This window comes from Lelliottia sp. JS-SCA-14 (genome assembly GCF_035593345.1).
Taxonomy (GTDB): domain Bacteria; phylum Pseudomonadota; class Gammaproteobacteria; order Enterobacterales; family Enterobacteriaceae; genus Enterobacter; species Enterobacter wanjuensis.
Window position 1 is genome coordinate 3,189,643 of record NZ_CP141606.1, and the last position, 12,833, is coordinate 3,202,475.

The 12,833-nt window shown below is 58.3% G+C and carries 10 protein-coding genes; 3 read left to right on the forward strand and 7 right to left on the reverse strand.

What is annotated here, in order from left to right:
- Nucleotides 1–25: 25 nt before the first annotated feature.
- The 4 genes from U9O48_RS14930 to bglX all read right to left on the reverse strand — a co-directional run bounded on the left by U9O48_RS14930 (nt 26) and on the right by bglX (nt 6,889).
- Nucleotides 26–1,267, reverse strand: coding sequence for an MFS transporter (locus U9O48_RS14930; protein ID WP_324722742.1), 1,242 nt, complete (start codon nt 1,265–1,267; stop codon nt 26–28).
- The gene (locus tag U9O48_RS14935; RefSeq protein WP_285144052.1) at nt 1,264–2,823 is read right to left on the reverse strand and encodes an MFS transporter; all 1,560 of its coding nucleotides are present in this window, start codon (nt 2,821–2,823) and stop codon (nt 1,264–1,266) included. Before U9O48_RS14935 ends, U9O48_RS14930 begins: the two co-directional genes overlap by 4 nt.
- Nucleotides 2,820–4,151 carry a glycoside hydrolase family 28 protein gene (locus U9O48_RS14940; protein WP_324722743.1) on the reverse strand — a complete coding sequence of 444 codons (1,332 nt, stop codon included), beginning with the start codon at nt 4,149–4,151 and terminating at the stop codon, nt 2,820–2,822. The genes U9O48_RS14935 and U9O48_RS14940 overlap by 4 nt, the downstream gene beginning before the upstream one ends.
- A gap of 440 nt (nt 4,152–4,591) precedes the next feature.
- Nucleotides 4,592–6,889, reverse strand: a complete 2,298-nt coding sequence (gene bglX, locus U9O48_RS14945) for a beta-glucosidase BglX (protein ID WP_324722744.1) — start codon at nt 6,887–6,889, stop codon at nt 4,592–4,594.
- Between the two features lie 188 nt (nt 6,890–7,077).
- On the opposite strand from bglX, the gene dld reads away from it, so the two are divergent.
- Both dld and U9O48_RS14955 read left to right on the forward strand, forming a co-directional pair.
- A complete protein-coding gene (dld, locus tag U9O48_RS14950; RefSeq protein WP_324722745.1) occupies nt 7,078–8,844 on the forward strand; it encodes a D-lactate dehydrogenase in 1,767 nt (588 codons plus the stop codon).
- A gap of 94 nt (nt 8,845–8,938) precedes the next feature.
- On the forward strand, nt 8,939–9,493 hold the full coding sequence (locus U9O48_RS14955; RefSeq protein ID WP_282495078.1) for a GNAT family N-acetyltransferase: 555 nt from the start codon (nt 8,939–8,941) through the stop codon (nt 9,491–9,493).
- 138 nt (nt 9,494–9,631) lie between these two features.
- On the opposite strand, the gene pbpG is transcribed toward U9O48_RS14955, so the two are convergent.
- Nucleotides 9,632–10,552: a D-alanyl-D-alanine endopeptidase gene (pbpG, locus tag U9O48_RS14960; protein WP_285144047.1), complete on the reverse strand. Its 921-nt coding sequence runs from the start codon at nt 10,550–10,552 to the stop codon at nt 9,632–9,634.
- Nucleotides 10,553–10,718: 166 nt separating this feature from the next.
- Nucleotides 10,719–11,306: a Yip1 family protein gene (locus tag U9O48_RS14965; RefSeq protein WP_282495080.1), complete on the reverse strand. Its 588-nt coding sequence runs from the start codon at nt 11,304–11,306 to the stop codon at nt 10,719–10,721.
- A gap of 173 nt (nt 11,307–11,479) precedes the next feature.
- Between U9O48_RS14965 and U9O48_RS14970 the strand changes: the two genes are divergently transcribed.
- Entirely contained in the window at nt 11,480–12,046 is a 567-nt protein-coding gene (locus tag U9O48_RS14970) for a DedA family protein (protein ID WP_285144046.1), read from the forward strand.
- Nucleotides 12,047–12,050: 4 nt separating this feature from the next.
- On the opposite strand, the gene U9O48_RS14975 is transcribed toward U9O48_RS14970, so the two are convergent.
- Nucleotides 12,051–12,824, reverse strand: coding sequence for an SDR family oxidoreductase (locus tag U9O48_RS14975; RefSeq protein ID WP_285158704.1), 774 nt, complete (start codon nt 12,822–12,824; stop codon nt 12,051–12,053).
- Nucleotides 12,825–12,833: the final 9 nt, after the last annotated feature.

Sequence of the window (12,833 nt, forward strand, 5' to 3'; positions counted from 1 at the left end):
CACTGATCCCTCAAAGAGCTTAGCCTTAATGACCAGTAGCTTCCGGCAACCTCAACGGAACCGTCAACAGGCTCGCCGCAAAATAAAGCAGCGCTATCACCCACAGCGTCCCTTCCACACCGAAAGGTGACACGCACAGCGTCACAATCAGCGGACCAACGAAATTACTCAGCCCCGACCCCAGATTCAGACAGGAGATGGCCGCGCCTTTGTTCTCTGGCAGCAGCGACGGGATCAGCGCGCTCAGTGGGCCAAAGGCCCCCAGCCCGATGGCGTACAGCGCCAGGGCCAGAAACAGCGCCGTTTCGCTGTCGCCGAACAGCACCGGGGCGTAACACACCGCCAGCATCGCCAGGCCGCACAGGGTGCCGGAGAACCAGACTACCGTGTTGCGCCAGCCGATGGTGTCGCCCAGCCAACCGAAAAAGTAGTTGGCAAAGATGTTAACCACGTTTACCAGCCCCCAGATGGTGAGCCATTCGGCGATGCTAAATCCGAAGCGCGGGAGATAGACCGGCATCAGGATCACCAGCGAAAACTTGCCGATATCGTTGATGGTTTTGACGATCACCGCCAGACGCATTTTCGGCTCGCGCACCAGCACCAGAATCCCCTCTGCAAAGGCCGCACCGAGATGGCCGCCGCGCCGCCACTGGGGACGGTCGCGATTGAGTACCAGGGCGCAGAAGGCTCCGAGCGCGACAAAGGCGAACCCGCTCAGCAGCGTGGACTTTTCGCCGATGCGCGGCAACATCAGGCTGGAGTACCACGGCCCGACGATGGTCATCCCCACGCCGAACGCAATCCAGAACCACGATACCGCGCGCCCGAGGATCCCCGGCTCACAGCGCTGGTTAATCCACACCAAAAACGAATAGGAGAACAGCGGATAGGCCACGCCGCGCAGGGCATAGCTCGCCACCATCAGAGGGTAATTTCCCTGCGGCAGGGCGTAGCCGATAAACGGAACCGAACCGATGAAGTAGAGAAGCGTCGCGGCCCACATCAGGCGGCGCAGGCCGAGCACGCCAGCCCCAATCCCGGAGAACCATGACACCGCCGCGACGCACAGGCCAAACACCGACGACAGCAGGCTGATATGGACCGCGTCAAAACCCCGGTGCTGAAGCATCGACGCCAGCCAGCTCTGCTCGATAGTGGCCCCGGTGATAAACAGGAAAATCCCGACAAAGCCCCAGCACAGCTCCTTCGGTAATCCCAGCCGGGCCCACAGGCCCTGCTGGATAAAGACGCTCTGATCCGTCATGCCATTTTGTCCCGCAGTGCGCGCGCATTCAGGCGTTTACGGTTCTGATAGCCAACGCTGTTTTCCCCCCAGCAGTGGTCGTACGGCATGCCGGTCAGGCTTTCGATCACCGCTTTGTTCTCCGCGCTGACCGTCGCCTTGCTGCCGCCCTGTTTCAGGCGCGCCACCTCTTCGTTGAGGATCGCGTGGGTGCGGCTGTTGACCTTAAACTGGAAGGCAGACCAGATGCCCCATAGCGTCAAAATGACCGGGAGCACAATCATGATCACCAGAATCATATTGATAGCCGACTGCGGCTGGGCGCTTTGCCCGGAGACAAACCCGGACATCTGCAGCGCCACGCCGACGAGGAAAATCGACAGCGCCTGCGAGGCCTTACGCAGCAGGCTCATAAAGCCCGCGAAGATCCCTTCCCGGCGACGGCAGGTGAGAATTTCATCCACGTCCGCGACGAAGGTGTAGTTGTTCCACGGAATGGCGTAGATCCCGCCGCGCGCCAGCCCGGCCACCGCCGCGCCGACGTACAGCAGCGTCATCCCGCTGGTGCCGCTGAAATACGCCGAGACAAACAGGGCAAAGGCCACCAGCGCCATCGTCGCCTGTGTCGCAAAGGCGCGCGACGGGGAGAAACGCAGGGTCAGCCAGGTCGCGATGCCGACGCCGAAGAACTGCAGACCGTTCACCACGCCCAGCAGGTTGGAGGCCATCACCGACGAGGTCATCAGGGCAAAGACCACAAAGTAGGTAAAGACCGAGTTGAAAATGTCCTGCGCCACCGAACCGCCGAGATACATCCCCAGGTGCGAGCGGAAGGTTTTGATTTTTAATGTCGACACAAAATCGTAATAGATATGGTACGCCCGGGTGGCGAACGGCTCTTTCTCTTCGTCCTCGTCCTCGTCCTGGTGCTCGTTTTGCTGGATCTCCTCCAGCGAGCGCTCCCAGGTACCGAAGTAGACAAAGAACAGCACAATCATAAAGGAGACGGTGAAAATCGCCCCGGTGTAGAAGAACGAATCGGAAGAGTCAGGCCCAAAGTACGCCACCAGACGCCCCGGCAGAAACGCTGCCGCAAAGCCCGCGAGCTGGGCGATGTACATGCGCGCGCTGGTCAGTTTTGAGCGCTTTTTGAAATCCGACGTCATCTCCGCCGACAGGGTGTCGTACGGGATGATGATCATGGTGTAGACGATCTCAAACAGGATGTAGAACAGCAGATACATCCAGTAGTTGAAGCCCTCGACCCAAAGCAAGCTGTAGACCGACACCAGTGGAATACTGGCTAACAGGAAGAAGCGGCGGCGACCAAACCGGCGACCGAGACGCGTTTTGTGGAAGTTATCGGAAACGTAGCCGATCACCGGGCACATGATCACATCGACAATTCTCGCCACCGCGAACAGCGACCCTGCCTGGATTGGCGTCAGGCCGCAAAAGGTGGTTAAGAAGAACAGCAGCCAGGCGCTGACCAGGGTAAAGGCCCCCGAGCCGATCACATCCGCCAGACCGTAGCAGACGTAGTTCCGCAGTTTGATTTCTCGCACTTTTTTGATCATTTTGAACTCCGGATATTCTCAGGATCCCAGCCCGCAGGCAGCGGCGATGGGCGCGTCAGAGTGACGGCGTGCAGGTGCAACCCGTCGACGCCATGGGCATAAATGGCGGGCAGGCCGTGCGGATAAGGTTCCACGCCGTGGGCGCGCCCGGTTTCGGCGTTCACCTTATAGGCGTTATCCAGCCCCATTCCGGTCGGCCGCTCCGGGTTGCACGGCGGACGCACGTCGTAGCAGCCCTGATCATCGGATTCAGCGAGTTGCTGATTGAAGGTCAGGCCGTTAAAGGTGATGTCGCGGATAGCGCCCGGCGTTTCGCTGTGCAGATTGATTGCCCCCTCCCCCGTGCCGTTCAGGCCTGAGAAGGTGACCTGGCGGATATCGCCTGGCGTCACGTCCGGCGCGCGATGGCGAACCGAGATAAACACCGGATCAGCTTTCCCCCAGTGGCACGGATGGCCGTGGCGACAGTCGAAGAGAATGTTGCTGAAACTCATCATGCTGAAATGGCCGCCGTCGCGGGAGACCAGGCCAATCCCGCGATTGGATTCAAAAATCACGCAGTTGCTGACGGCCAGATGGGTGATGTCGGCGAAGGTTTCGGTCCCGACTTTAATCGCGCAGCTTTTGGAGCGGATGATGCAGTTGTTGATCGTAACGTTGTCGATCGGCTGCTGCAGTTCGGGCGCTTTGGCGGTGGTTTTCAGGCAGATGCCGTCGTCGGCGGCGCTGAAATAGCTGTCGCTGATATGCACGTGCTGGCAGCTGTCGATGTCCAGCGCGTCGGTGTTCGCCAGCGTCAGATCGTTATCGATGGTGATGTTGCGGATAAACACGTGATTGCAGCTCACCAGATGGGCGGTCCACATCGGCGAGTCGTACAGGGTGATGTCGGTGATGCGCACCTGCTCGCACCCTTCCAGCACCAGCAGACGCGGACGCTGGGGTTTGGGCTGACGATAGCCCTGATCATCCGCCTGTGAGGCAAACCAGGCCGTGGCGTTGCCGTCGATACAGCCCGCTCCGCTCAGCGTCACATTGCGCGCGTCGCGGGCGTAGATCAGCGCCATGCGTGAGAGCTCGGCCATGCTTTGGGTTTCTGCCGCGTGGTAATCCGCGACGTTCTGGCTGGCGAGCAGCCGCGCGCCCGCGTCCAGATGCAGGGTGAAATTCGACGGCAGCACCAGCGTGCCAGTGAGGTAAATTCCCGGCGTGACCACCAGCGTGCCGCCTCCGGCTGCGGCAAGTTGATCGATTAGGCTTTGGAGGGTGGACGTCACCGGCGTCTGGCCGCTGCGATCGAGGGAGACATTTTCTAATGAGAGTTTCATGTGAATACCTGTCTGCTGTGATGTGACAGGGATTAAACGGGTTTTCTGCATCGGGTGAGCGGCGTGTTTAGCGGGGTTTTGTGGGAAGAGTGAAGAGAGTCACGCCTGTTGGGTGCGGGGGGTAGCGCTTTTGATCCTGTTCACGTTTTCGCCGGTGAGGGAAAAATGAAGTGTGAATGGGGTCACGTTTTGTGGCGGGATTAGGGGTGAAAAGGCGTGTGGTGGAGAGGTTTGATGATGAGAGGGAGGAATGTTGCGGGATGGGTCACAGATTGGGTGGGGAGTGAGGGGTTGGGGGTTGTGCGGTCTGTTGCCCTCACCCCGGCCCTCTCCCACAGGGAGAGGGAGGATTTAGTCCCCTCTCCCTCGAGCGAGAAAACCAGCGCCGTGCGATCCCCTCTCCCTTTGGGAGAGGGTTAGGGTGAGGGGGAAAATCGCCACTACAGAAGCTCAAACTCCCCTTTATTCACCCGCGCCGAATCCACGCCGATAAACACGTTGAACTTGCCCGCTTCCGCGTCGTATTTCATCTGCTGATTCCAGAACTTCAGCGCATCCACGTCAATCGGGAAGCTGACGGTTTTGGTTTCACCCGGTTTCAGGTCAACTTTCTCGAAGCCGCGCAGCTGTTTTACCGGACGGCTCATGGACGCCGTCACATCCTGGACGTACATCTGAATCACCGTTGCGCCTTCGCGTTTACCGGTGTTGGTCACGTCGACGCTGGCCGTCACTTTTCCGTCACGTTTCATCGTTGGGGCAGACATTTTCACATCCGACACCTTGAAGGTGGTGTAGCTCAGACCATAACCGAACGGATACAGCGGGCCGTTAGCTTCGTCGAAGTAGCGCGAGGTGTATTTGTTCGGCTTATCGGCGTTATACGGGCGACCGGTGTTCAGGTGGCTGTAGTAAACCGGGATCTGGCCGACGGAGCGCGGGAAGGACATCGGCAGTTTGCCCGACGGGTTGTAATCGCCAAACAGCACGTCGGCGATGGCGTTCCCGCCTTCGGTCCCGGCGAACCAGGTTTCCAGCAGCGCGTCGGCCTGCTGATCCTCTTTCACCAGCGTCAGCGGACGACCATTCATCAGCACCAGCACCAGCGGTTTGCCGGTCGCTTTCAGGGCGCTAATCAGGTCGCGCTGGCTCTGCGGAATGTTGATATCGGTACGGCTGGACGCTTCGTGGGCCATGCCCTGCGCTTCACCGACGACGGCAACCACCACGTCAGACTGCTTCGCCGCCTTGACCGCTTCGTCGATCATCTCTTTCGCCGAGCGCGGATCGACTTTCACCGCCTCTTCGTACTGGTTCAGGAAGGTGACGATGTCTTTATCGTCAGTGACGTTCGCCCCTTTGGCGTAAACGACTTTGCCGTTTTCACCCAGCGCGTTCTTGATGCCGGTGAGTACGGTAACGGACTGATCGGCTACGCCCGCGGCGGACCAGCTGCCCATCACGTCGCGTTTGCTGTCAGCCAGCGGGCCGACCACCGCAATCGTGCCAGATTTTTTCAGCGGCAAGGTTTCGAGACGGTTTTTCAGCAGCACCAGGCTTTCGCGTGCCACTTCACGGGCTTCTTTGCGATGCAGGCGGCTTTCGGCGTTGGTGTCGACCGGGTCAGAATCTTTCGGCCCTAAGTGGCTGTACGGATCGTTAAACAGCCCCATGTCATATTTCACGTTCAGCACGTGACGGGTGGCGTCGTCCAGCTCGGCCATGGTGACTTTGCCGGTTTTCACCAGGTCAGGAAGGTATTTGCTGTAGTACTCGTCGCTCATGCTCATGTTGATCCCGGCTTTGAGCGCCACGCGGACCGCGTCTTCCGGATCGGAAGCGGTGCCGTGTTTAATCAGCTCTTTGATCGCGCCGTGATCGGAAACGGTAATGCCTTTAAAGCCCCACTGGTCGCGCAGGACGTCTTTCAGCAGCCAGGCATCGGAGGTCGCCGGCGTGCCGTTGAGGGAGTTCAGGGCCACCATCACCGCGCCGCTGCCGGCGTCAAGTCCGGCTTTGTACGGCGGCATGTAGTCGTTGAACAGGCGCTGCGGGCTCATGTCGACGGTGTTGTACTCTTTCCCGCCCTCCACTGCGCCATAGGCGGCGAAGTGTTTGACGCTGGTCATCACCGAATAGCGATCCGCCGGGCTTTTGCCCTGCATCGCTTCGACCATGGTTTTGCCGAGGGTGGCGGTTAAATACGTGTCTTCCCCGAAGCCTTCCGAAGCGCGGCCCCAGCGCGGATCGCGCGAGACGTCGACCATCGGCGCCCAGGTCATGTTCAGGCCGTCGTCGGCCGCTTCATAGGCGGAAATGCGCCCCACGGTTCTGACCGCATCGAGGTTAAAGGACGAGGCTAAACCGAGGCTGATCGGGAAGACGGTACGCTGCCCGTGGACCACGTCGTAGGCGAAGAAGAGAGGAATTTTCAGGCGGCTGAGCTGCATCACCTGGTCCTGCATTTTGCGGATATCTTCCCGGGTCACGGTGTTGAAAATCGCCCCGACCTGGCTCTCCTTGATCATCTCGCGGATCGCCTCTTTCGGGTTATCCGGACCGACGCTTATCAGACGCAGCTGGCCGATTTTTTCATCGACCGTCATTTTGGTGAGCAAGTCCGTGACGAAGGCGTCGCGGGCTTCCGGGGTTAATGGGTGGTTGCCAAACAGATCGTCAGCCAGCGCGGGTTGCAGCGCCAGGCTTACTGCGACAGCTACAGAACAAAGCCATTTCATGTTGTTGTACTCTCTCATCATCAACCGCCGGGAAACTCGGCCAGACCGTGCGAAAAGCGCAGTGTGCCACAAACCCTCAGAACGTTGCAGGGTTATTCTCTGATTTTTCTCATGAATACTTGTTCGCTTAACAGTTAATCGCGCTATGCTTTACAGCGAGAAATTTGCCCCACCACAAGGAGTGGAAGATGACTTCTGTTCGCACACAAAATAACAACACATTGATTAACGAACTGTCTCGCCTGGTCGGTCATTCACACCTGCTGACGGACCCGGAAAAAACCGCCCGCTATCGCAAGGGCTTCCGTTCTGGTCAGGGTGAAGCGCTGGCCGTGGTCTTCCCCGGCACGCTGCTGGAACTCTGGCGCGTCCTGAGCGCCTGCGTCGCCGCCGACAAAATTATTCTGATGCAGGCGGCGAATACCGGCCTGACGGAAGGCTCCACGCCGAACGGCAATGATTACGACCGGGATATCGTCATTATCAGCACCCTGCGCCTCGACAAACTGCATCTGCTGGATAAAGGCGAACAGGTGCTGGCCTATCCTGGCACCACGCTCTATTCCCTGGAAAAAGCGCTCAAGCCGCTGGGCCGCGAGCCGCACTCGGTGATTGGCTCCTCGTGCATTGGCGCGTCCGTGGTCGGCGGGATCTGCAATAACTCCGGCGGTTCGCTGGTGCAGCGCGGTCCGGCGTACACGGAGATGTCTCTGTTTGCGCGCATTGATGAAAACGGCAAATTGCAGCTGGTGAACCATCTGGGGATTAACCTGGGCGTGACGCCGGAGCAGATCCTCAGCAAGCTCGACGACGAGCGCGTGAGCGACGCCGACGTGCAGCACGATGGCCGTCACGCCCACGATCACGATTACGTTGAACGCGTGCGCGATATCGAGGCCGATACCCCGGCGCGCTATAACGCTGACCCCGATCGTCTGTTTGAATCCTCCGGCTGCGCGGGCAAGCTGGCGGTGTTCGCCGTGCGCCTTGATACCTTCCCCGCGGAGAAAAATCAGCAGGTCTTTTATATCGGCACCAACCAGCCGGACGTGCTGACCGAGATCCGTCGCCATATTCTGGGTGAATTCCGGAATCTGCCGGTCGCGGGCGAGTATATGCATCGCGATATTTACGATATCGCCGAGCGCTACGGGAAAGACACCTTCCTGATGATCGACAAGCTCGGCACCGACAAAATGCCGTTCTTCTTTACGATGAAGGGCCGCGCCGACGCGATGCTCGGTAAAGTGTCCTTATTTAAACCGCACTTCACCGACCGCTTTATGCAGAAGCTCGGCACCGCCTTCCCGGCGCACCTTCCGCCGCGCATGAAAAGCTGGCGCGATAAGTACGAACATCACCTGTTGCTGAAGATGTCGGGTGACGGGATTGCCGAGGCGCAAAGCTGGCTGGCGGAGTTCTTTAAAACCGCAGAAGGCGATTTCTTTGCCTGTACGCCGGAAGAAGGCAGCAAGGCATTCTTACACCGCTTTGCCGCGGCGGGTGCGGCGATTCGCTATCAGGCAGTTCACGCGGATGAAGTTGAAGATATTCTGGCGCTGGATATCGCCCTGCGCCGCAACGATACGGAGTGGTTTGAACATCTGCCGCCGGAAATCGACAGCAAACTGGTGCATAAACTCTATTACGGTCACTTTATGTGTCACGTTTTCCACCAGGATTACATCGTCAAAAAAGGCGTCGACGCACACGAACTGAAAGAGCAGATGCTGGAGCTGCTGCGTGCGCGCGGGGCGCAATACCCGGCGGAACACAACGTCGGCCATCTGTATGAAGCGCCTGAGACGCTTAAACGTTTTTATCGTGAGAATGACCCGACAAACAGCATGAATCCGGGCATTGGTAAGACGACGAAGCATAAATACTGGAAAGAAGCGGCTGACGCAGAGCGCGACGCGACGCAAGCCGCTGATCAAACAGTAAAGCCACACTGAAATTATTGTTAAGCACGTGATTCTCGTACTAGAGTAGTTTCACGCCGCCGGAGAAACGTTTCTCCGGCTTTTTTCTCTGAGGAGCCTGCCCACCATGTCGGCCGTTGATATCTTACCCGCATCCGAAGTTGAGGTGCGCGACGCCCAACCTGACGACGTTCATGCCATCGCCGCGATCTACGCCTGGCATGTGCTTAACGGGCGCGCATCGTTTGAAGAAGTCCCTCCCACCATTGAAGAGATGCGCCAGCGCATGAGCAAGATCGCCGCCGACGGTTTGCCGTGGCTGGTGGCGCTCTATCGCGGTGTGGTGGTCGGGTATTGCTATGCGGGGCTGTATCGCGCGCGCCCGGCTTATCGCTATACCCTTGAAGAGTCGATTTACGTCGATGCCAGCGCGACGGGCCGCGGCTTTGGCAGTGCGCTGATGGATGCGCTGATCGCTCGCTGCGAGCAGGGTCCGTGGCGGCAGATGATCGCCGTGGTCGGCGACGGGCATAATAATGCCGGATCTCTGCGGTTACATAAAAAGCATGGATTCGAAGTGGCCGGACAGCTGAGAAGCGTGGGCTATAAGAAAGGGAACTGGCGGGATACGCTGATTATGCAGCGTCCGCTGAACGACGGGGACTGGACGCTGCCGGAATAGCTTTTGTGCGGTCTGGTGCCCTCACCCCGGCCCTCTCCCACGGGGAGAGGGGGAAAACCGAGGTGCCGCTTTGACCTTGTAGGCCCGGTAAGCGCAGCGCCACCGGGCGCTATTGCCGGACCGATAGAATACGCGCGATCAATCGTTTTGCGCCGTTTCCATCTGCGCCGCTTTTTGCTTTTTGTAGCTCATCGCGGCTGCCGGAACGGGTGTCACTTTCCCGGTTTCAATCCAGGTGCGTAAACGACTCGCATCGGCGAAGTGGGTGTATTTCCCGAACGCATCCATCACCACCAGCCCAACCGGTTTACCGTTAAACACGGTACGCATCACCAGACAGTGACCCGCCGCATTGGTAAAGCCGGTTTTGGTTAACTGAATGTTCCAGTTATCGCGATAGACCAGATGGTTAGTATTGCGGAACGGCAGGGTGTACGCCGGATTCGCGAAAGTCGCCATCTCTTCACGCGTGGTGCTGAGCTGACCGATCAGCGGATACTGTTTGCTGGCAATCAGCAGGTGGGTCAGGTCGCGCGCGGTCGAGACGTTATGAATCGACAGTCCGGTCGGCTCGACAAAACGGGTGTTCGTCATGCCTAAGGATTTAGCTTTGGCATTCATCGCGCGGATAAACGCGTTATACCCGCCCGGATAGTGGTGCGCGAGGCTCGCGGCCGCACGGTTTTCCGAGGACATCAGCGCCAGCAGCAGCATGTTTTTACGACTGATTTCGCTGTTCAGACGCACGCGGGAGTATATCCCCTTCATCTCTGGCGTCTGGCTGATATCGACTTTCAGTTTCTCATCCAGCGGCAGTCGTGCATCAAGCACCACCATCGCGGTCATTAATTTGGTGATTGAGGCGATCGGACGTACCAGATCCGGGTGACTGGAGTAGATCACCTTGTTGGTATTCAGATCGACAATCATGGCGCTACCGGAGGCAATTTCCGGCTGGGCGGCAGTGGTCACTGCGGTTGTTTTGGCGATAGCTGGCGCAGCAACGGGCACAGCCAGAATCAGCGCAAGGCTAAGCAAAGAAACTCGGAATTTCAGCATGGTGAGACTTCTGATAATTATTCATGCACGTGATGACGTACGCCTCCTGTTACATCGGGCGAAACAGGCTGGCAAAGGCATCATAGCTGCCCTGGTGAGTTGTCGCCACTAGAGAATCATGAACAGATGCTGCATTGCTGGCATTTACACCAGCAATGCATTTTGGTCAGAAGAGACGGTACCCGTAACCCCAGAGGATCACCGTGAGCGCCAGCAGCGCCTCCAGCACCAGCACGCCGATGGCGAGGGTGGAACTGGAGAAACTCAACCCCTCTTCTTTGTTGATATTGAGGAAGGTCGGGATCCCCACGTACAGCAGATAGCCGGTGTAAAACAGCGCGATGGTTCCTATCAGCGCACACAGCCAGACCAGCGGATAGAGCGCCACAATGCCGCTCATAAACAGCGGCGTCGCCACGTATCCGGCGAAGACCATGCACAGGGTAAGCGACGGACGCTGCGGATAGTTTCGCGCCATCCAGTAGATCACCCGCCCCATAATCGCGACGCCTGCCAGCATCAGACCGTAAAAGACCACCGCCAGCGCCAGCCCGGTCATCCAGGAGAGCTTCACGACGTTGCCATCGCCAAAGTTCCAGCCGATTTGTGTTGTGCCTATAAACGCGCAGATCACCGGTACCGCCGCCATGAGCAGGACATGGTGCGTGTAGTGATGCGCGACCGTTTCGTTCTCGCTTCTGATGACATGCATCTCACGATCGGGATGGGAAAAAAGCCCCCAGACATGGTTCATACAGCCCCCTCATTGTCGGCCCGCAAGGCGATACTCTCAGTATAATGCAGCTTTAGATTATTTTATGACCAGCCGCGAAAATGCCGCGACGGGAAAATGTCGTGGTTGCCGCGCCATTGATTCACAGGGTGTATGCTTAAAGGAGGTTCACAGAGGGAGACAACGCTGACCTTATGGATATCAATAGTCTGATTGAACAGTACGGATATGCGGCGCTGGTGATTGGCAGCGTGGCGGAAGGTGAAACCATTACGCTTCTCGGGGGAGTGGTTGCGCATCAGGGGCTGCTCCGTTTCCCACTGGTGGTCGCCTCCGTGGCGCTCGGCGGGATGATTGGCGATCAGCTGCTCTACTTGCTGGGATTGCGCTTCGGTCCCACCCTGCTCAAACGTTTCTCAAAGCATCAGAAAAAAATCAACCGCGCCCAGCGGCTGATCCAGCGGCATCCCTATCTGTTTGTTATCGGCACCCGGTTTATGTACGGCTTTCGCATTATCGGCCCGCTGCTGATTGGTGCCAGCCGCCTGCCACCGAAAATCTTCCTGCCGCTGAACATTATTGGGGCCATCGCCTGGGCGCTGATTTTTACCACCCTCGGATACGTCGGCGGGGAAGTGATTGGCCCGTGGCTGCATAATTTCGATAAGCATCTGAAGCACTGGATCTGGCTGATTCTGGTGGTCGTGGTAGTGGTTGCCTGGCGGCTGTGGCTGAAACATCGGGAAAACGCGCGGGATTAACGCCTCATCCCGCCGGTTTAAACTGCGGATTCGCCAGCATAAATCCGCCATCGACAATCAGTGATTGCCCGGTAGTGTAGCTGGCATCCGTGTCGCAGAGCCACGCGACCAGGCTTGCGATCTCGTGCGTTTTCCCCGGTCGTCCGAGGGGGATCTCTGGCATCGATCCCTCTTCAACTTCGCTGTCGTCCATGCCGTTCATCGGCGTGGCGATGGCTCCGGGTGCGACAGCGTTGACTAAGATTTTATGTTGTACCAGTTCGAGCGCCATCGATTTGGTCAGGCCGCCCAGGGCGTGTTTTGCCGCCGTGTAGGCGCTGGCATCGGGAAGCGGCGTATGTTCATGCACCGAAGTGACATTGACGATTCGTCCACCCAGCCCCTGCTTCACCATCTGCCGGGCGGCGATTTGCGAGCAGAGAAAGGCCCCATCCACATCCACGGTGAAAATCGCGCGCCAGTCATCAAACGACATATCGAGAAACGGCGCTTTGGCCATCGCCCCGGCGTTGTTGATCAGCGCATCCAGACGACCAAAGCGGGCAATCAGCGTCTCAATCGCTTTCGCCCCTTGCGGCAACTGGCTTAAATCCAGCTGAATGGCCTCGGCGCGGCGCCCCAGCGCTTCAATTTCCCGACAGGTTTTCTGCGCCCCCTCTTCATCCGAATGCCAAGTCACGCCGATATCAAAGCCCCGCTCTGCCAGCAGCAGAGCGGTGGTTTTACCAATTCCTGAATCCGATGCGGTGACAATTGCCACGCGTTGAGTCGCTGCCATACCTACCTC